The organism is Hymenobacter coccineus (assembly GCF_001816125.1).
Taxonomy (GTDB): domain Bacteria; phylum Bacteroidota; class Bacteroidia; order Cytophagales; family Hymenobacteraceae; genus Hymenobacter; species Hymenobacter coccineus.
On sequence record NZ_MDZA01000210.1, the window covers coordinates 24,583 to 44,132 of the forward strand.

Annotated in this window: 20 protein-coding genes; 11 read left to right on the forward strand and 9 right to left on the reverse strand. The window is 60.5% G+C overall.

Translation table 11 applies throughout. From position 1 onward, the window contains the following. Positions 1–12: 12 nt before the first annotated feature. The 5 genes from BEN49_RS12785 to BEN49_RS12805 form a co-directional block, all read right to left on the reverse strand. Positions 13–921 (reverse strand): helix-turn-helix domain-containing protein, encoded by a 909-nt coding sequence (locus tag BEN49_RS12785; protein WP_070744003.1) that lies wholly within the window; start codon positions 919–921, stop codon positions 13–15. Next, on the reverse strand, positions 918–1,892 hold the full coding sequence (locus tag BEN49_RS12790) for an NADP-dependent oxidoreductase (RefSeq protein WP_070744005.1): 975 nt from the start codon (positions 1,890–1,892) through the stop codon (positions 918–920). The genes BEN49_RS12785 and BEN49_RS12790 overlap by 4 nt, the downstream gene beginning before the upstream one ends. Before the next feature lie 127 nt (positions 1,893–2,019). Further along, positions 2,020–2,952 carry a helix-turn-helix domain-containing protein gene (locus tag BEN49_RS12795; RefSeq protein WP_070744007.1) on the reverse strand — a complete coding sequence of 311 codons (933 nt, stop codon included), beginning with the start codon at positions 2,950–2,952 and terminating at the stop codon, positions 2,020–2,022. Between the two features lie 252 nt (positions 2,953–3,204). Further along, a complete protein-coding gene (locus BEN49_RS12800; RefSeq protein ID WP_070744009.1) occupies positions 3,205–3,948 on the reverse strand; it encodes an SDR family oxidoreductase in 744 nt (247 codons plus the stop codon). A 288-nt stretch (positions 3,949–4,236) separates the two neighbouring features. After that, positions 4,237–4,668, reverse strand: coding sequence for a hypothetical protein (locus BEN49_RS12805; RefSeq protein WP_125916842.1), 432 nt, complete (start codon positions 4,666–4,668; stop codon positions 4,237–4,239). Between the two features lie 302 nt (positions 4,669–4,970). On the opposite strand from BEN49_RS12805, the gene BEN49_RS12810 reads away from it, so the two are divergent. The 8 genes from BEN49_RS12810 (at position 4,971) to BEN49_RS12845 (ending at position 11,657) form a co-directional block, all read left to right on the forward strand. Next, positions 4,971–5,867 (forward strand): bifunctional helix-turn-helix transcriptional regulator/GNAT family N-acetyltransferase, encoded by an 897-nt coding sequence (locus BEN49_RS12810; protein ID WP_204376105.1) that lies wholly within the window; start codon positions 4,971–4,973, stop codon positions 5,865–5,867. A gap of 12 nt (positions 5,868–5,879) precedes the next feature. Then, positions 5,880–6,290 (forward strand): DUF2000 family protein, encoded by a 411-nt coding sequence (locus tag BEN49_RS12815; protein WP_070744013.1) that lies wholly within the window; start codon positions 5,880–5,882, stop codon positions 6,288–6,290. A 715-nt stretch (positions 6,291–7,005) separates the two neighbouring features. Further along, entirely contained in the window at positions 7,006–7,941 is a 936-nt protein-coding gene (locus BEN49_RS12820; RefSeq protein ID WP_070744015.1) for a helix-turn-helix domain-containing protein, read from the forward strand. A gap of 269 nt (positions 7,942–8,210) precedes the next feature. After that, the gene (locus BEN49_RS12825) at positions 8,211–8,951 is read left to right on the forward strand and encodes an SDR family oxidoreductase (RefSeq protein WP_070744017.1); all 741 of its coding nucleotides are present in this window, start codon (positions 8,211–8,213) and stop codon (positions 8,949–8,951) included. Positions 8,952–9,261: 310 nt separating this feature from the next. Beyond that, positions 9,262–9,699, forward strand: a complete 438-nt coding sequence (locus BEN49_RS12830) for an ester cyclase (protein WP_070744019.1) — start codon at positions 9,262–9,264, stop codon at positions 9,697–9,699. An 88-nt stretch (positions 9,700–9,787) separates the two neighbouring features. After that, entirely contained in the window at positions 9,788–10,465 is a 678-nt protein-coding gene (locus BEN49_RS12835; protein WP_070744021.1) for an SDR family NAD(P)-dependent oxidoreductase, read from the forward strand. Between the two features lie 88 nt (positions 10,466–10,553). Next, positions 10,554–10,844 (forward strand): DUF3861 domain-containing protein, encoded by a 291-nt coding sequence (locus BEN49_RS12840; RefSeq protein WP_070744023.1) that lies wholly within the window; start codon positions 10,554–10,556, stop codon positions 10,842–10,844. 60 nt (positions 10,845–10,904) lie between these two features. Beyond that, positions 10,905–11,657 carry an SDR family oxidoreductase gene (locus BEN49_RS12845; protein ID WP_070744025.1) on the forward strand — a complete coding sequence of 251 codons (753 nt, stop codon included), beginning with the start codon at positions 10,905–10,907 and terminating at the stop codon, positions 11,655–11,657. A gap of 304 nt (positions 11,658–11,961) precedes the next feature. On the opposite strand, the gene BEN49_RS12850 is transcribed toward BEN49_RS12845, so the two are convergent. The 3 genes from BEN49_RS12850 to BEN49_RS12860 all read right to left on the reverse strand — a co-directional run bounded on the left by BEN49_RS12850 (position 11,962) and on the right by BEN49_RS12860 (position 14,340). After that, positions 11,962–12,783 (reverse strand): helix-turn-helix domain-containing protein, encoded by an 822-nt coding sequence (locus BEN49_RS12850; protein WP_083326060.1) that lies wholly within the window; start codon positions 12,781–12,783, stop codon positions 11,962–11,964. Next, positions 12,762–13,175, reverse strand: coding sequence for a DUF2147 domain-containing protein (locus BEN49_RS12855; RefSeq protein WP_070744042.1), 414 nt, complete (start codon positions 13,173–13,175; stop codon positions 12,762–12,764). The genes BEN49_RS12850 and BEN49_RS12855 overlap by 22 nt, the downstream gene beginning before the upstream one ends. A 97-nt stretch (positions 13,176–13,272) precedes the next feature. Further along, on the reverse strand, positions 13,273–14,340 hold the full coding sequence (locus BEN49_RS12860) for an SDR family oxidoreductase (protein WP_239691923.1): 1,068 nt from the start codon (positions 14,338–14,340) through the stop codon (positions 13,273–13,275). Between the two features lie 330 nt (positions 14,341–14,670). On the opposite strand from BEN49_RS12860, the gene BEN49_RS12865 reads away from it, so the two are divergent. Beyond that, positions 14,671–15,354: a recombinase family protein gene (locus BEN49_RS12865; RefSeq protein WP_070744027.1), complete on the forward strand. Its 684-nt coding sequence runs from the start codon at positions 14,671–14,673 to the stop codon at positions 15,352–15,354. A gap of 20 nt (positions 15,355–15,374) precedes the next feature. Here the strand turns inward: BEN49_RS12865 and BEN49_RS12870 are convergent, their stop codons facing one another. Next, on the reverse strand, positions 15,375–16,079 hold the full coding sequence (locus tag BEN49_RS12870; protein ID WP_070744029.1) for a hypothetical protein: 705 nt from the start codon (positions 16,077–16,079) through the stop codon (positions 15,375–15,377). A gap of 164 nt (positions 16,080–16,243) precedes the next feature. Here BEN49_RS12870 and BEN49_RS12875 point away from each other — a divergent pair, with 164 nt between their 5' ends. Further along, a complete protein-coding gene (locus BEN49_RS12875; protein ID WP_070744031.1) occupies positions 16,244–16,489 on the forward strand; it encodes a helix-turn-helix domain-containing protein in 246 nt (81 codons plus the stop codon). A 533-nt stretch (positions 16,490–17,022) separates the two neighbouring features. Then, positions 17,023–19,550, forward strand: a 2,528-nt coding sequence (locus tag BEN49_RS12880) for a class I SAM-dependent DNA methyltransferase (RefSeq protein WP_070744033.1), incomplete at its 3' end; no start/stop codon positions are given.

Here is a 19,550-nt window from a genome sequence, read left to right on the forward strand (position 1 = left end):
TTCGTTTTTCAGTCAAGCAAAAGAGGTTCTAAACGCTAAAGGCGACAGGTTCGTCTTGGCCTTGAACAGCTTGCTGAACGAAGGCACATGCTCGAACCCTAACTCGTAGGCAATTTCGCTGACGGTCAGACGGGTAGTAGCTAATTTTTCTTTGGCTTTGGCTATCAGCCGGGCGTGAATGTGTTGCTGCGTATTTTGTCCGGTAACGACGCGCAACAGGTTACTCAAATACTTGGGGGACAGGTGCAGGCAGTCGGCCACGTACCGAACGGTGGGCAAGCCTGTTTCTGTCAAATCAGCGCGGTCGAAGTATTCATGAAGCAGCATTTCCAATCGTTCGAGCACCTCATGGTTGGCTTTCTCGCGGGTAATAAACTGGCGGTGATAAAACCGGTCCGCGTAATGCAGCAACCCTTCCACTTGCGAGACGATAATTTGCTTGCTAAATCGGTCAATGTTGGATTCATACTCCTGCCGAATAGCCACCAGTATGTTCGTAATGGCCGCTTCTTCCCTGGCCGAAAGAAATAAGGCTTCCCGGAGCGAATAATCCCAAAAATCGTAGTGGTTAATCGTTTTGGCCAGCGGGGTATTCCAGATAAAATCAGGATGCATGTTTATCACCCATCCTGATTTTTTTACTTCTTTGTCCTTGTTAGCAGTCGAAACGCTGAATACCTGGCTGGGCGACGTGAAATAGAGAATGCCTTCGTTAAAATCAAACGGATGCTGCCCGTATTTTACCCTGACGTTCTGCATTCTTTTTACAGAAATAGCGTAAAAATCCAGCGCCATTGTAATGGGCTCCTCGCTATCCAGCGGCCCAATGTCCCCAATGTCGACTACACTGATAAGCGGATGCAGGGGGGGCGGCACCTTCCAAAACCGATGCAGTTCGCTTATCGTTTTGCAGTGCTTCATCCCGGTGCGCCTTCTTTTTGCACTTCCAATACCAGCTTGCCCCGCACGCGCCAGGTTTCGCTTTCGCGGTGGGCATCGGCCACCTGGGCCAGCGGATAGGCTTGGCTCACGAGGACTTGCACCTGGTTCGCATCAATGAGCTTGGCGATTTCCTGGAGCCACTCCTGCCGGGCCTGGTTAGGGGCCAGCTCGCCGGTGGCCTGCTTCTGCGCTAGGGCGGCCAGGACGGCCCCGTCAAACGGCGCATCGATGTTAACCGTGACGAAGATGCCGCCCTGCTTCAGGACGGGGACCACCTTCAGCCGCTCGGCATTGTCGCGCATCGGCGAGGCTTCCATTACCACGTCCACGTCGTGTAGTAGCTCCCCCACTTGCTGGCTGCGGTAGTCCAGCACCTCGTCGGCTCCCAACTGCTTCACGTAGTCCAGGTTGCCGGCCGATGCGGTGCCGATGACGTACGCGCCCCGGGCTTTGGCAAACTGCACGGCGAAGCCCCCCACGCCCCCCGAGGCCCCCTGAATGAGCACGCGCTGGCCGGCCTGCACCTTGCCGTGCGCGAAGAGGGCCGTCCAGGCCGTGAGGCCGGCCAGCGGCACCCCCGCCGCCGCCATAAAGCCAATACTCTCGGGCTTGCGGGCAAACTGGCTGGCTTTGGCCGCGCAATACTCGGCGTAGCTGCCATCGCCGGGAAAATTAGGAATCCCGTACACGGCGTCGCCTATTTGAAATCCGGTTACCTCGCTGCCGACTTCTTCCACCACCCCGGCCGCATCCCAGCCCAGGGTCAGGGGCAGCGTCAGATAAGGCCGCAGCACGTCGTTGCCGCCTTCCCGAACCACCCAGTCCACCGGGTTTACGCCGCTGGCGTACACCTTAATTAAAATTTCATCGGCCGCCGGTACCGGCCGCGCTACTTCTTCCAGTTGCAGGACCTCCGGTCCGCCAAAGGCATGGATTCTAACTGCTTTCATAAGAGGGCATTTCGTTTTTGTTGACGATACAAAGGTCGCCCCCGCTTGAAAAACAGATTTAATCAAAACGCCCTTTGTTGTAGTCAAAATGACCAAGCGTGCTAGCTCCTAATACCCGACACGGCTGCTAATTAGTTACGCGCGCATGGTGCGCCCCCACCTTATCAGTAGCCAATTGATGCGCCGAGACGGAGGTTTTACCCTGTTGGTTTATCAACCCCAAGAAGGTAGCGGCGGTTTGGCCGGTCACTTTTTTAAATAAGCGCGAAAAATAGGCCGGGTCGTGGAAGCCCAGCTCAAACGCCAGCTCCTTCACGGAAGTCCACTCCCCGTAGTAGAGCCGACGCTGCGCCTCCAGCATGAGGCGGTTGGTGATGAACTCCTTGGGCGAAAGGCCGGCGTAGTGTTTCACGAGCTGGCACAAGCTGTCAGGGCTCACGGCCAGCTCGGCGGCAATCTGCCCGACGGTGGGGTGTTCGGTGAGGTTGTCCTCCACGAACACGCCGAATTGGAGGTATTTCGTGAGCCGCTCATCCGCCGGCTTTTCCGCTGCCGCAAAATACGCTACGTCGATTTCGGTGAACAGGCTATGGAGCTGCACCAAAATGAGTTCCGGGTGGGCATCCGGCGTGCGCAGCAACCCCGTCAGCAACCCAAAAATAGCGCTGACCCGGGCCGCCGCCGGAGCGGTAAACCGTATTTTTTGTTGATTGAGCGGATTCAGCAAAAAGGGGTAGTGCCGGGGCAGCCGGGCCAGGCACGCCTGCTGCAAGCCCAGCTTGTAGTACCCGTTGCCGGGCGTGGGAGCTGGCACCTGCCGAACCTGGTGCGGCAGCGCGAACACCAATTCCTGCGGCGCCACCGCGAATGTTTCCAGGTCCACCTTGAGTTCGGCCGCGCCCTCCCACAGGAAAAAAAAGAAGTAGTACGACAGCCGGTGCGTCGCCGCATAGGGCGCGGCGGCTTCCGGCGACACGTGACCAAAGCCCGGCGCTACCAGCCGAATGGGCAGGTTCTGATGCTGGCTGAGCGCCCGAAACAACGAATCACTGCTGGCCATAAAGGGATGCGGGTTGGAGTGGGCGGTCGGTCGAATGCGCAACTCGTTCGGGTGGCCCCGGCAGGCGGCTGCTTCGCGAGCTGCGAGGGAGCCAGGCCAAACCGGTTTTTAAAGGCAAACGAGAAGTGGGATAACTCCTTAACGTCTTGGTCGAACTAGGTAGCCGACGGTTTTGGTGCTGTTGGGTAAGCGGAAAATCTGAAGTTAGCCAGCCGGCCCTGGGCGGTCAACGTCCGGGACCGGCGCGGTAGTCTAGGGGTTCAACTGGTGGAAGTAAGCATCCAACTGCTCGCGGCCGGCCAAGCGGCGGGTTTCGGCGCTGCCGTAGCCAATTTCCAGTTCGCCGGCCGCCAGGCGAGCCAGAACGCTGTCGGCGAAGGCAGCGAGGGGCTCGCCGTGGGTGTGCTGCCCGGCCCCGCTCAAGTTGGTGTTGACGGCGGGCGGCACGATTTCCACTACCGCCACGCCAAGCTTGGCGGCCTCGTAGCGCAGCGACTGGGTGAACGAGTGCAGCGCCGCTTTGGTGGCGCAGTACACGGGCGCGGCCGCCCAGGCCGTGAAGGCCAGCCCCGACGTCACGTTGATAATAGTGGCTCCCGGCTGGCCCTGCAGGTGCTTGAGCAGCAGGGCCGACAGGTGAATGGGCGCGTCGAGGTTGATGGCAATTTCTGAGTGCGCCTGCTCCCAGGCGGGCGGCGAGGTGGCCAGTTCGGCCACGGCCACCCGGTTTTGGATGCCCGCGTTGTTGAAGAGTACGTTCAGGCGCGGGTGCTCGCGCTGCACCCACGCGGCCAGGGCCACGCGCGCGGCCGGCTGGGCCAGGTCGGCGACGTGGGTGAGCAGGCCCGGCACCCGTTGCTGGGCCTCGCGGAGCTTGTCGGCCCGGCGGCCTACGGCAATGACCTGGCTGCCGGCCGCGAGCAGGCGCTCGGCGAAGGCCAGACCGATACCGGTGGCCCCGCCCGTGAGCAGTACGGTGTTGTTTGCTAAATTCATAGAAAGAACAGAGGTGAGAGTTGAAGCCAAACGCCCGGCCAGCATAGCCGAAACGCTTTACGATAAGCAGCAACTCGGCGTCGAGGAGATTGATTATCCAGCGCTGACGCATCGCCGAAGTCATCCGCTATAAATAGCTGCGCCACCACAGCGTCGTTATCCACGCCACCCGGCCGCCAATGGGCGCGGTGGCCGTCTGGCCGGCCCTGTCCTTGCGCACCCAGTCAAGGCGATTGACGAGGACGACCAACCGGTAATAGGATGCCTTATTGTTGAGTGGGTAAAAATCTAACGACCAATGAAATAAGTGCCGCCGAAAAGTAATTGAGCGAGGCCGAAGACCGCGCCAAAAGTAGTTTTCTTAATGGCAATATTGTCGGGTTGACCGGGCGATGTAAACGAGAGGCGGTCGTACCCGATGCTGCCTACGGAGGCGGTGATGCCAAACTTGGGCACCGGCAGGAAAATAATGCTCGGCGTAAGGGCCGCGTAAACGCCGCTGCCAGTAGCATCCCCTGCGGGCACAAACTGGCGCTGGTAGCCCACGTCCACGGTGCCCACCACCCCAAACTGTTCGCTCAGCATGTGGTAGTACTGCCCAAACGCCCCCACACGCAACAGCGTGGCCGCCTTCGAGGTCACGGTAGTGCTCCCATCAATTTTGGCGAGTCGGCTGGCCGTCAGGCTGATTTTCAGGCCCAGCGCCGCGTTGTCGGCCACGAAGTAAGCCGCTTGGGGCTTAAAAACGAATTGACTGTAAAAATTCTCGGTGGTGCGCCCCCCTCGCGAAGAGTCCTCCACTTTATCGGTTGTGCCGCTGTAGCTGATGTCGCCGCCTACGGCAATGGTGGCCTTGGTTAAAATTTTGGTCCAAAAGTCGCATCTGGTTCAAATTTCAAAGGTGGACTATCAAGCATTCCCCACTTATATTTGTAAGAACTTACGTAAGCTTGTTAGAAACGGAATTGATGGATTTCTTTGAGCAACTGGGGCCCGCTTCCCTGGGTAGCCGCTTGCGGCGGATGAGCGAACAACTAACGGTGCAATCCGCCGAGGTGTATGCCCTCTACCACCTGCCGTTGGAGCCGCGGTGGTTTCCGGTTTTTTACACCGTGGCAGAACAGCCCGGCCAGTCCATTGGCGAACTCGCGCAGCACGTGGGCCACACCCACGCGGCGGTCAGCCAGGTAGTGAAGGAATTGGTCAAGCAGGGTTTAGTTACCGCGGAGCGCGGGGCGGCCGACCTGCGACGCAGCGTCATTCGCCCAACTGAAAAAGGAGCGGCCCTGTGGCCTGCGCTGCAAGCGCAGGCCGCCGACGTGCGCCAGGCTACCGACGCGCTGCTGGCCGAAACCCGCCACAACCTCTGGCTGGCCATTGGCGAGGCCGAGCACGCGCTCTCGCGCCGCGACCTGCCGAGCCGCGTGAAGGCCGTTCGGGACCGGCGCGTGGGGCACGAAATAGAATTGTTGGCCTACGCGTCGGAGTACCAAGCCGATTTCAAGCGCCTCAACCTGCAGTGGATTGAGCGGTATTTTCGCGTGGAGCCCGCCGATTTGCGGGCGCTCGACCACCCGGAAGAATACATTCTGGCACGGGGCGGCTACATTGCGCTGGCGGCGTATCAAGGCACCATTGTGGGGGCCTGTGCCCTCCTCAGAATGGACGCGCACACCTACGAGCTGGCCAAAATGGCGGTGGCGCCCGACGCGCAGGGCCTGGGCATCGGCCTCCGTTTGGGCCAGGCCGTGGTGGCCAAAGCGCGCGCCCTGGGGGCCACCCGCCTGTACCTGGAAAGCAACACCCGGCTCGGCCCGGCGCTGAACCTGTACTACAAGCTCGGCTTTCAAAAAACCGTCGCGGGCACCCCTTCGCCTTACGAGCGGTGCAACATCCAGATGGAACTCTTCCTTACGTAAAAAATCAAGCGCATGTACGACCACAAAATTGCCATTTTGTTGAGCGGCGACCTGCTGGAGTGGCAAAAACTCAACGTCACGGCGTTTTTAAGCAGCGCGATTGCGATTCAATTTCCGGAAACGCACGGGCAGGCGTTTGTCACCGCCTCCGGCTCGACGTTCTTGCCCTTCCTCAAGCACCCGGTGCTCGTGTACCGCGCCGACACTTCGGCCGATGTGCGCAAGGCCTTCGAGCGGGCGCGGGAACGCGGGGTGCGGTTGGGTATCTACCCCCGGCCCTTGTTTGCCACTAAAAACGAGGCGGAGAACCTGGCGATTATTGCCGGCCTGCCCGATGCTGAGCTGGACCTGGTGGGCATTGTCATGTACGGAGAAAACAAGCAAGTAGACAAAGCACTGAAGGGCTTAAAATTCCACCCATGAGGTCTAATGGCCGTTTCCGTGCCTCCTTCGCCGTTCTCAAAGCAGTGTATGGGTCAGGTGTGGCTTTGGGACGAATCTCTCAACCAAAGCCAGTACTTCGACACGGCGGCGTTGGGCGCGGTTGGATTGGGCCTTGCTAAAAAGGGTGGTTTCAAAGGCACATTTGGCGCTGCGGGGGAGCCTTCTTCGGGCGCCTCCCCCTCCTCAGCAAGCAACGCCCCAAAGAAAGCCAGCCCCTTTGCAAGCAGAGGGGGTTGGCCGCGCCGGCTACGCGAAGGATGTCTTGGCGGTGGGGGTGGTTACCCCGGTTACCCCGGGCAGGTCGGCCAAGAGCAGTTCCACTTGGCCCGGTTGCAGACGGGCGCTGGTGATGCGAATTCCGGCCGGACTTTGGAGGCAGAGCTCGGCCCCCGACCGCACCAGCCAGCCCTTGGTCAGCAGCCCCTGCGCCGCGGCGGCAGCATCGGGCAGCGTGCGGAATGGAGCAACCGTTGTCGGCTGTCTGGGGCCAGCGGATGGGCACGAGAATTCCGGCCCTGAAGCTTGCTACTTCGTTGGCCGCGCAACGTTAAGCTCACTCGGGGTACATTTTTGCAAGCCGAACCAAAGGGAGCGGCCCATGTTGCCGAAAGTGGGCGGCCCTGGCGAACGCAAGCCTCAAAAATATTCCGAACAACATGCTACGCCAGTCAATCGTAAATCGCTCATATTCAATATGAAACATCCCGGCAGCCGGCTATACCAGACCCTTCACGAGCAGTACCAGGACCTGGGCTGGCCGGTGGCGCTGATGGCGGCGCAGCCCGATTTCACAGTCTTTAACCTGGCCGACCTGCACCAGCCCCTGCCGTTTACCGCGCCGCTGAGCCGGCTCAATTTCTTCGTGTTCGTCTTCGTCAAGAGCGCCCGCGGCCGGTACGTGGTCGATGAGCAGCAGTTTTCGCTCTGGCCCGGCACGGTGTACTTCACCAACCCCGGCCACTTCCGCGCCTTCGAGTACCAGGCCCTGGAAGAAGTGTACCTGGTGACGCTCAGCGAGGACTTTTTGCGCGCGCACGTGCACCCGGCGGTTTTCGAGGAGTTCCCGTTTCTGCTGGCCGAGACGTTTCCGGCCCTGACCGTGCCGCCGGCCGTGTTCGCGGAGTTCGAGCGCCTTTACTTGCAATTGCACCGCGAATACGTGTCCCGCTCGCCCTTCCGGCAGCGGCTGATGGGGCATCTGCTGCTGGCGCTGCTGCTCAAGCTCAACGAGCATTTCGGGCTGGATTACAGCCCCATCTACGAGGGCAACCGCAGCTCCGACATCGTGCGGGGCTTCAAGCGGCTGCTCGAGCAGCACTACCGCGACCTGGCCGCCGGGCGGGCCGAGCAGGCGTTCCGGGTGCAGGACTACGCCGATGCCCAGCAGCTGCACCCCAACTACCTGAGCACGGTTATCAAAGTCAAAACCGGCCGCACGATTGGCACCTGGATAGCCGACAAGAACATTGCCGAAGCCAAGGCGCTGCTGCAAAGCTCGTCGGTGGCGGTGAAGGAAATTGCCTACCGCCTCGGCTTCGCCGAGCCGGCCCACTTCAGCACGTATTTCAAGAAGCACACGCTCGTATCGCCGCTGCGCTACCGGAAGGAAAACCAGGGCCTGGCATCTTAGAGGCTGTTTGAGTAAGTGCTGGCAGGGTGTAGAGACGCATATTTGCGTCTCGTCGTTTGCGCTAAGTGGCCGAAATCGTTCAACGACGAGTTCAACGACGAGACGCAAATATGCGTCTCTACACCCTGCCAGCACTCTTACAGCCTAACTCAAACAGCTTCTTAGGAATTCGTACTTTTTGCGGGGTTATTCGCACTTTTTCCGCCCGTTAGCCGCCGGACCTTTGTCTTGTTGAATTACGACAAGCAGCCCAAAGGACCAATAATGCTATGCTGACGCTCGAAAACAAAGTGATGCTGATAACCGGGGCCTCGCGGGGCATCGGGGCAGCCATTGCCCAGGCCGCCGCCCGCGCCGGGGCCCACGTTATTGTGAACTACGCCGGGAGCCTGGCCGATGCCGACGCCGTAGTGGCCGCCATTGCCGAAGCCGGCGGGCAGGCCCTGGCCGTGCAGGCCGACGTGAGCCAGCCGGCCGACGTGAAGCGGCTGTTTGCCGAAAGCATTGCCCGCTTCGGGCGGGTCGATGTGCTGGTCAACAACGCCGGCATCATGGCCCTGGCCCCGCTCAAAGACACGACCGACGAGGATTTCCAGCGCATGATGGATGTCAACGTCAAGGGCGTGTTCAACACCCTGCGCGAAGCGGCCACGCAGCTGGCCGAAGGCGGCAGCATCATCAACTTTTCCAGCTCGACCACGCGGGTGATGATGCCCAACTACGCCGCGTACTGCGCCAGCAAGGGGGCCGTCGAGCAGCTCACACGGGTGTTTGCCAAGGAGATGGGGCCGCGCCGCATCACGGTCAATACCCTTTCGCCGGGCCCGGTCGATACGGAGCTGTTCACCAAGGGCAAGTCGGCGGAAGTCATTGCCCGCATCGCCGGCATGTCGGCCTTCAACCGCATCGCCGAGCCGCCGGAAATTGCCGACGTGGTGCTCTTCCTGGCCAGCGACCATGCTCGCTGGATTTCCGGCCAGAACCTTGGGGCCAACGGGGCCTTCGCGTAGCCGCTGGGGTCACAAAAGCATCGTGCCCTGCTCAAGAAAACCGGCTTTTGACCCGACCCAAGCAGCTTTGGCGCGGGGCCCTGCCCCGTGCCGATTACTATCCGGCCTCTGGCCGGAAGAACGACAACGCTAGAACCAGAACACTACCCTACTCGAAAAAACCGGCTTTTGACGAATACTCTGCCCGAAAAACCGGCTTTTGGCCCGGCCGGAGGCCGGGTAGTAACCCGTCACGAGGCAGAGCCCCGCGCCAAGCGTTGTAATCAGTCACAACTTCTTTATCACCAACTCCCACTTTACACCCCCAATCATGATACTGCCAACCCCCAACCCCCAGCCCCTGACCGCCGAAGAGATTCAGGCCATCGAAACCTTTTACGGTGCCTGGAAGCTGCACCAGCCCGAGCTGCTGGACCAGGTGTGCACCCCCGACTGGAAAGACATTCCGCTCGGTCCGGGCCAGGCCGACGGCCCGCAGGGCCTGAAGGACATCATCGTGAAGTTCACCGCCGCCTTCCCCGACGTGGAAATCATCCTGCACGAGCTGTTCGGCACCCACGAGCGGGCCGGGGTGCGCGCCGAAATCGTCTTCACCAACCAGCAGCAGGTGCCCGGCGTGAGCGGCACCGGCAACCGGGTGTCCATCGCGCTGCACGAGTTCCACTACCTGAAAGACGGCAAGCTCACCCACACCTGGCACCTGGAACAAGGCGCCTTCCAAGACTACGCGATGTTCGCGTTGAAATAAGCTATTCGCAACCCGCAGCTAAACCTTTTTAGGTCAGGCGATTTCGCGACGGCCTACCCCTCCCAATTCATTTAAGCGAAAGAATCTCATGAGCACTTCCCCCAAAACGGCCGTCGTTACCGGCATCAGCAGCGGCATCGGCCTGGCGCTGGCCCACAAGCTGCTGGCCGAAGGCTACCACGTCATCGGCACGACCCGCACGGGCACCGTGGAGGGCCCGGCGAACGAAAACCTGCAAATCGTGTCCCTGGACGTGACCAGCGACGCCAGCATCGAGCTGGCCGTGGGCCGGATTGCGGCCCTGGCCCCCGGCGGCGTGGACCTGTTGGTGAACAACGCCGGCGCGGCCCCCGACGTGTTCGCCGTGGCACCCGACCGGGCGGCCTTCGCGCAGACGTTGGACACCAACGTGACCGGCACGGTCTTCCTGACCGAGCCGCTGCTGCCCCACCTGAACGAGGGCGGCCAGGTCATCTTCATTTCCAGCAACATGGGCCTGCCCCGCAACGCGGCCCCCAACGGCCCCGGCTACCGCCTCTCGAAGGCGGCGGTGAACATGTACGCCGCCATGCTGGCCAAGCGCCTGGCCGAGCGCCACATCCGCGTAACGCCCATGCACCCCGGCTGGGTGCAAACCAAGCTCGGCGGCGACCAAGCCCCCCTGACCCCGGAGCAGGCCGCCGACGGCCTCTACCAAGGCATCGTGACCAACACGGAAAGCGGCCAGTTCTGGGACGCCACCGTGGGCGCGGTCGCGGCGTTTTAGCGGGGCGATTGCCGCGCTCGCAATGACAGACGATTTCAGGACAACTATCCAAGGCTAAAACCGCGCACCCCTCCTCACCCCACACCCAATGGCCAAACGCGCCAACCGATACCGCCTGACACTGGAGCCACTGGCCCTGGCCAGCGGGGCCGCCAACCTGGCCGAACCCATGCAGCTGGAGTTTGAAAACCACGATGAAGTGTTCGATATCATCCGCCGCCTGCGGGAAAAAGACCCTTTCCAGGACGCGCAGCAGGCCACCGAGTTTGCCATCGGCCTCAAGCTGTTCAGCGAGGTGATGCTCCGCAACCGGAGCCACCCGCTGTTCGCGGAGTTTCTGCCAGCCTTCCGGGCGTTTATGGGCAAGCTGAAAGGCTAGCTAGTTCGCCGCGGCCAGGACCCTGCGGGACCCATTATTCTCACTTATAATCAACTTGCCATGAATACGTTAGCCGATAAGGTAGCGGTAGTGACGGGCTCCGCCAGGGGCCTGGGCCGGGCCATTGCCGAGCGCTACGCCGCGCTCGGGGCCCGCGTGGTCCTCAACTACTCCAAGGATAAGGCGGCGGCCGAGGAGGTCGTGCGCACCATCGAGGGGATGGGGGCCCAGGTCGTCGCCGTGCAGGCCGACATGAGCCGGGTAGCCGACATCGAGCGGCTATTTGCCGAGGCCAAGCGGGCCTTCGGCAAAATCGATATTGTGGTCGCCAACGCCGGCATCGAGTTGGTCGAAACCCCGGTTCTGGACTTCACCGAAGCGCAGTTCGACCAGGTGTTTGCCCTTAACACGAAGGGCACCTACTTCACCCTGCAAGCCGCCGCCCGCCACGTCGAAGACCACGGCCGCATCCTCTACGTGGGCTCCAGCACCAGCGCCTTCCCCATGCCGGGCATGGCCGTGTACGGGGGCAGCAAAACCACGCCCCGCTACTTAGTTGAGGTGCTGGCTAAGGAAATCGGCCCCCGCGGCATTACCGTCAACTCCCTGATTCCCTACGGCGTGGACCACGCCGGCATCTTCGTGGACCCGGCCGCCTACCCAAACGAGCGCAAAAAGCTTATCGAAGCCAGCCCACTGGGCCGCATGGCCGAGCTGGAAGACGTGGCCAACGTGGCCGAGTTCTTCGCCAGCGCCCTCTCGTCGTTCGTCAACGGCCAGCATTTGCTGGTTAATGGCGGGGCCAGCGTGTAGTCGGCGAGGCCGCGTCTTTATTTTTTGTTAACGGTTGGCAAGTTCGTGTACAGTGTCAAAGATTAGTTAAAAGGGAAGAGTTAAAAATCAGATGGATTGATTTTTAACTCTTCCCTTTTAACTCTCCACTTTTGGACCAAACTTTTAACCAAGGCCAATGGTGCCCGCCGCAATCGGGCTTTGGGCGCGGGCCGCCGTCGCGGCGCTGCCCAAAAGGGCCAACAGAAGCAAGTGTTTTTTCATGATGAAAAAAAGGGGGGGGGACGTTGGGTTAGCGTAAGCAATACCGCGCTGGTATAGCTGGTTAACACCCGCTAGTCTTCTGTTTCAGGAGTACCGAGGGCGCTACTCCGAACCTGTTTTTGAAGGCGAAGGAGAAATGTGATAAATCCTTAAAGCCCAGGTCGAAGTAGATGTCAGAGGGTTTTTCGTGCTGCTCATCCAGCAGAAAATAGGCCTCTTGCAGCCGTTTTTGCACCAGCCAGCGGCTGGGCGTTTGGTGGAAAACGGCTTGAAAATCCCGCTTAAAAGCCGATAAGCTCCGGCCCGTTAAAAAAGCGAAGCGCGGCAAACTCACGTTGAATTTGAAGTGGGTATTCATGAATTTTTCCAGGCCAATTTTGCCCGGTAGGCCGTAGTCGAACAGGATGTCGGCCAGCTCCGGCTGGTGTTGCAGCAAAATCAGGAGCAGCTCCTCGTGCTTCACCGCCCGGAAAGCCTCGGTTACGCTGCCGGCCGGCGTGCGGTAGGGCCCCAGCGAGCGAATAAACCCGGCAATGGTTTCGGTGGCCGCCAGGGCCACGAACGCGTCGGACGGGCAGCTTTTTTTCGTGCCTACCGGGTGCTTTTCCTCAAACGCGCGTAGAAACGGCTCGTCGAAGCAGCAGTACGTCATTTCGCAGCCCGCCCCCGCGCTGCCGGGGTCGTAGCGCACCAGGCGGTTTTTCCGCACCAGGTAGTAATCCCCCGCTTGCAGGGTAAAACGCTGGTGGCCGTCGTACACCCGCAGCTCGCCGGCGGCGAGGTACAGAAACAGGTGGTCGGCCACGAATTGCTCCGACAAGCTACGGGCCGGGGCCGGCGGCGCGAGGTGCCCGGCCGGATTTATTTCGCTACCCTGGTCCATTCTTTGGTCATGCCCAGCCACTGAAACTTGGCGTATATCCTGATTTCCAGTTGGTCGCCCCGCATCCGCATGGTGCAGCTAAAGGTGCGGCCCGAGCGGACATCGTAATAATCACCGTTTTCGTACGCGCCGTCCACGTAGGTCAGGTTGGAGAGAATGACCGCGTTCAGCAGCGGGTGGCTACGCAGGGCCGGATTCGGGTTGTTCACGTCTTTCTTCAGGGTTTTGCCATCTTTTTCGTAGAGGTCGTTGCCCCAGCCCGCCAGCAGGGTGCCGTAGTACTTGCCGTCGGCCTTGAGAATTTCCGTTTTGGAGTCTTTGGCCTTGCTGACCCAGGTGCCGAGGACGTTATCCGCGTCGGAAGTTTTGCTGCTAGTGGGCGTTTGCGCCATGACGCTTGCGGTTAAAAAGAAGAACAGCCCGGCGCTGCCGGCCAAGCCCCGGTTAAGAATGCGTAAGTTGTTGCTAATGAATATCATCCGCGACAAGCTACTTGACCAGCTGGTACTTGATAAGGCTGTCCATCGCCGCCGTAATGGCCTGCTCGTTGGTGGAAAGCGGTTGCCAGCCCAGTTCCCGCTTGGCTTTGGCGTTGCTGACCCGGCGGTTCACCTTCAGAAACATCGCCCCCGTTTTGGCTTGCGCGTTGAACAGCGATGCTACTTTGAGTACCCAGTCGGGCACCGTTTTGGTGGTCACCCTGGCCGTTAGGTCCGGCCAGTGCTGGCGGAGAAATTGCGCGATTTCGGGCATGGAAATCTGCCCGTCGGCCGAGGCGATGAAGCGCTGCCCGGCGGCGGACGGCGTGGTCATGGCCCGGATTTGCAAATCGGCCACGTCGCGCACGTCCACCACGTTCAGGACGATGTGGGGCGCGGCCTTCAGCGAGCCGTCCACCAGGTGCTTGAGCATATCGAAGCTGCCGGAGACGTGCGGACTCAGGGCCGGCCCCAGAATGGCCACTGGGTTGAGCACGCTCAGCTCCAGCGCCCCGCCCTCCGTTTGGATAAAATTCCAGGCGGCGCGTTCGGCCAAACCCTTGGATTTTTCATACACCGACAGCCCGTTCAGGCCCGGGTCGGTCCAGTCGGCTTCCGTCGTTTCGGTGGTGGTATCGGTGTGGCTGAAGCCGACCGCGCCAAAGCTGGACGTGAGCACCACCCGCCGCACGCCCGCATCGCGGGCGGCTTTCAGCACCCGCAGGGTGCCCTCCACGGCGGGCTTGAGGTGGGCGCTTTCGTCGGTGGGGGCGGCAAAGCCCACGGGTGAGGCCACGTGCAGCACGTAGGCGCAGCCCTGCACGGCGGCGGACCAGTGGCGGTCGTCGGTCAGGTCGGCTTCCACAAACTCCACCTGCTCAGCGGTTTCTGCGCCGCCCGCCCGCAGCGTTGCCAGCACCTGGGGTTGGCTGGCCAGGGAGCGGACCGTGGTGCGGACGCGGTAGCCTTGTTGCAGTAAGGTCAGGATGCAGCGCATCCCCACAAAGCCGGTGCCGCCCGTTACCAAAACTGTTTCCGCATTTTTCATCATCGTATTCGTTTCGTGGGTACACGACAAAGGTCCGGCAGAAAACAAACTTATGGTTTGTTGAAACGTCCAATTATAGTTTGTTGAAACGTTCAATTTGCTGGCTTGTATTGGGCGGGTGCAGTTGGCAGGGAGCCGCATGGGTTGCCGGTGGGTAGTGCCTAAAGCAGGCGGCTTCTGAACCCTCGTTTTTCGAGACGCTCCAAATTGCCAAATCCGATTACCTAGCCCTGACGGGAATTTCTGTTCTTACGCTTGCGCTACCCCAAGTACCCCAGATTTTACATTCTGTAAACGTTCGTTTACAATATGTAAAATAGGCTACCTTGCGGGTGATTTCTTCCCTCTTGTTCTGATTTGATGGCCCCGGCGCGCCGCTACACTCCTTATTACAGAGTCTCCACCCAGAAGCAGGGCAACTCCGGTTTGGGCCTCGACGCCCAGCGGGCGGCCGTACAGGCTTTTATATCGGACGTGGGCCAGCTCGGGACCGAGTACGTGGAAATTGAGAGCGGCAAAAAGAACCAGCGTCCGCAGCTGCTCGCTGCCATCGCCGAGGCCCGGCGCGTGGGGGCGACGCTGCTCATCGCTAAGCTGGATAGGTTGAGCCGCAACGCGGGCTTCATTTTCGCTTTGCGCGACTCAGGGGTGGAATTCGTCTGCTGCGACATGCCCGACGCCAATACGCTAACCGTGGGCCTGTTTGCCGTCATTGCCCAGCACGAGCGGGAAACCATTTCTAAACGCACGAAGGATGCCCTGGCCGCCAAAAAGGCGCGGGGGGCGCAATTGGGAAGTCCGGGCAACTTTACGCCGGCCGTCATCGCCCAGGGCCAAGCCACGATGCAGGCCAATGCCCGCGAGAACCAGCAGAACCGCCAGGCTGCCCGGTTAGCGGAGCTACTTCGAGCTAAAGGCCACACCTTGCAGCAAGTGGCCGACGAGTTGAACCAGGCCGGCTATTGCACCCGGCGGGGCAGGGCCTTCCATCCTACCACCGTGCAGCGGCTGTTGTCGGTTCAGGCTACGTCGGTGAACAAATAACCCGCGTAAGGGCGGAGAACTCAGCGCACGCCGGGTAATGCCTGTTTTCCGGCTAACTGCTGTTCGCAGAATGGACAAGCTCCGCTGCCAGGGAAGCGCAAGGGCGTTGTTTCGTAGGTCAGGTAGTAATACGGTACGCCGCAACGGGGTACCGATTCCCCCGCGTCGTAATAGTGTAGAGGGAGCAAGTGAATGGACCGCGAACGCCACCCAGCGGAAGCAGCAGCTACTGGCGGCAAGTGGCGTTGATAAACCTGTAAGTCACTCTCGCTGTCGAGGTAACGGATTCGCGGGAGCAAATGCACCAGCGCCTGATGGGTTCGCTCTTGAACAAAGCGTAGCAGATTGTCCACTGCCTCTTGCTCCGGCTCATTATTCGCTCCAAACTCTTGTACGCGTTGGCGTAGACGACCTAAATGGTCGCAGGATTCTGTTACGTCTGCGCATTGAAAGGCATCCTGAAAGGCGTAGAGGGGCACCCGTTCCTCATCGGAGGCCAGTATCCAAGCCAAGTTGAAGCCGTGGCATTGGTAAAAGGTTAGCAGGGTCAGCAGGTTGGCAGCTGAGCCGGTGCCGCTTTGCTCCAGCCGCGCAATTACCGCCGGCGAAAGGTCAACGGCCCGGGCGAGACTGGCCCGGGACCACTCCTTGGGGTTTGAGTTTTGGGCCGCAAGGATGGCCCGGAGGTGGGTGAGGCGCTTGCCTAGAGATGCAGAAGAAGACATGGGGACGGACCAAAAAACCGCTCGCAGTGAACAGGAACGCATTAGATGGTGGCCTATTCTTGGGGAAGCGTACTTTGAGTAATGTTTCCGCAATCTATTTCATAAAAACGAATTAAGGGCGTATGCGCCCTTAATTCGTCTGGCTCCCGGCGGCAGCTTGCCGTGTGAAAAACCCCGCTGGCTTACAAGTTTTCTCGGAGCGCCTGCGCTCCTTGCGCAAACAGCGGGGCTACTCCCAACAGAAGCTGGCAGACATTGCTAACGTGGAACAGTCCACCATCAAGCGCATCGAGCTGGTGCAGCTGGCCCCGACCCTGGACTTGCTCATTTCCCTGAGCCGGGCGCTAGACCTGGAGGTACGTGATTTGGTGGACGACCCCGCCATCACGAACTCGGACAAAGAGGTTTAAAAATCGGGGTTCGAGGCAGCCGCGTCCGGCTAGACCTGGTTTATAGACGCAAAAAGCCCCTGTTTTGCTCTGTGAGCAGAACAGGGGCTTTTTGGTTACGCCCAGTCGTATTAGCCCCCGTGTCGGGGCTGGTAGCGAAAGGTGACGTAGCCCTCGTCACGGCCGGCCAGCACTTGGTGCAGTACCTGGCGAGTAACGGCGCGGTGCTGGTGCCAGTGACGACGCAGAAACGCGGGTGAGGGCGAAGTGATGCGGCGGTCGTGCCGGTTATGGCAGCGGCCTCGTTGCCGGGCGGTCCAGGCCCAGCGTTTTTTGGGTTGTTTTATGGGAGCGGTTAGGTTGATACCTACCGCTCATGGGATGTGCTGTGAAAGCGTTTCATGGTAAGAGAAGCCCCGTAGGAGGCTGTGCGCTAATGCGCAATGAAGATAGAACAAAAGGGAAATATTCTTTCCCCACTGCCCCGAAGAACTAAAAGCCTATAGTAAGCATCGGAATGCATCCCGCTACTCGGAAAGGGCTTATTTTGCATCGTGCATTATACCGACTTTGAAACGCGCTGGCTGAAATCAGGCGGCGCGGAGCGGGCCAACTACGGCCTGTTTCTGCAAGACCTCTGCGACCTACTCGGCGTTCCGCGCCCCGACCCTACTACCGATAGCCCAGCCCAGGACGCTTATGTATTGGAACGGGCCGTCACGTTTGAGGATGGGGGAGGCAAGCAGACTACCGGCCGAATTGACCTCTATAAACGCGGGTGCTTTGTGCTGGAAACCAAACAAGGCACCACCACCCCCGACGAACAGGCCGCCGCCGAAAAGGCGCAGTTGGGCTTGCCGGCCGAGAAGCGCCGCAAGGGCCACGCGGTGCGCGGTACCGCCAAGTGGGAGCAGATGATGAAGGCCGCCCAGGAGCAGGCGCTGCGCTACGTGCGGGCGCTGCCGGCCAGCGAGCCGCGACCCCCGTTTGTGGTCGTGGTGGACGTGGGACACTGTTTTGATGTGTACAGCAACTTTGCCGGCGTCGGCGATACCTACGTGCCCTTTCCCGATGCCGCGCACTCCCGCTTCTACCTGCCGGCGCTGGCTAAGCCCGAGCTGCGGGAGCAGCTGCACCTACTCTTTACCGACCCGCAGCAGCTCGACCCCGGCCGTCGCGCCGCCCAGGTCACGCGCCAGCTCGCCGGCTACCTGGCCGGGCTGAGCACCCAACTGGAAAAGGCGGGCCACCCGTCCGACGTGGTGGCGCAGTTCCTGATGCGTTGCCTGTTTACCATGTTTGCCGAGGACGTGCAGCTAATTCCGACTGATTCCTTTAAGGGACTGCTGGCCACTTATGCTGAAACGGAAGAATCCCGGAGCTACCTGCCCGAAGCGCTGCAAGGCTTGTGGGCGGTGATGGACAAAGGCGGCTTTTCTCCCGAGTTGCGCACCAAGCTTCGGCGCTTTAACGGCCAGCTATTCCACGATGCAAAGGCGCTGCCCCTGAACGCCGACCAGATAAAGCTGCTGCAACTTGCTGCGGACGCCAACTGGACGGAAGTGGAGCCGGCCATCTTCGGCACCCTGCTCGAACGAGCCCTGGACCCGACCGAACGCCACAGTTTGGGCGCGCACTACACGCCCCGGCGCTACGTCGAGCGGTTGGTACTGCCCACCGTGATTGAGCCGCTCCGCCGCGAGTGGGCCGCCGCGCAGGCCGCCAGCGCCACCCGCCTGGACGAAGGCAAGGGAAAAAAGGCCGTGGACGATGCCCGCGAGGAAGTGCTGAAATTCCTGCGCCGGCTCACGTCGGTGAAGATTCTGGACCCGGCGTGTGGCTCGGGCAACTTCCTGTACGTGACGCTGGAGCACCTGAAACGGCTGGAAGGCGAGGTGCTCTCGACGCTGGCGAAGCTCGGCGGCTCCGGGCGCTTGGATTTGGGTGACGGCACCACCGTAAGCCCCCGGCAGCTGCTCGGGATGGAATTGAATCCCCGCGCCGCCGCCATTGCCGACGTGGTGCTACGCATCGGCTACTTGCAGTGGCACCTGCGTTCCCACGGCCTTACGCAGCTAGCAGAACCCTTGCTGGACAACTACCAGAATATTAAGCAGCAGGATGCCGTGTTGGGGCACAACGCCGATTACAGCAAGACGTGGCCGGCTGAGTGGCCCGATGCTGATTTTATCATTGGTAATCCGCCTTTCGTGGGTGCGTCCCGAATGCGTGACGCGCTAGGTGGAGCCTATACCATTGCATTGCGCCAGGCTTACGCAGGCCACGTTCCCGAGTCGGCCGACCTGGTGATGTTCTGGTGGTACCGGGCGGCGGCCATCGTGCAGGCAGGCAAGGCGGAGCGGTTTGGGTTTATCACAACCAATAGCCTTCGGCAAACCTTTAACCGCCGGGTGATGCAACCGTTCCTGGACGGCGACCAACCGTCGCTGGCCTTCTCTTTCGCCATTCCCGACCATCCGTGGGTGGACAATGCCGACGGAGCCGCCGTGCGCGTGGCCTTTACCGTGGCCGACCGCCCCAGCGCCCAACCGACCGGGCAGCTACTGAGGGTGTTGACGGAGCAGGCCGTAGCTGGCAACGATGCTGCCGAAGTAACTTTTGGCAATCAGGAAGGCCGCATTCAGCCCGATTTGACTATTGGGGCTGACTTGGATAGCATGCAAAGTTTGCAAGCGAATGAGAAGCTGGCAAATCGGGGCGTTCAGCTAATGGGTGCAGGCTTTATTGTGCCTAGAGAAAAAGCCTCCGAGCTAGGGTTAGAAACAATCGCCGGAGCATCGAAGCATATCAGGACCTACGTAAACGGCCGTGACCTTACCGATAGGCCGCGAGGGGCATTGGTGCTTGACTTATTTGGTCTAACAGAGCAGCAGGTAATCGCGCAATTCCCCGCAATCTACCAGCACGTTTACCAGACTATAAAACCGGAACGTGATACAAATAATCGCGCCAGCTACCGCGAAAAATGGTGGATTTTTGGAGAGGCGCGGAGCGGAATGCGTCAGGCGTTGAACGGTTTGCCTCGTTACATCGGTACTGTTGAAACTGCTAAACATCGGAT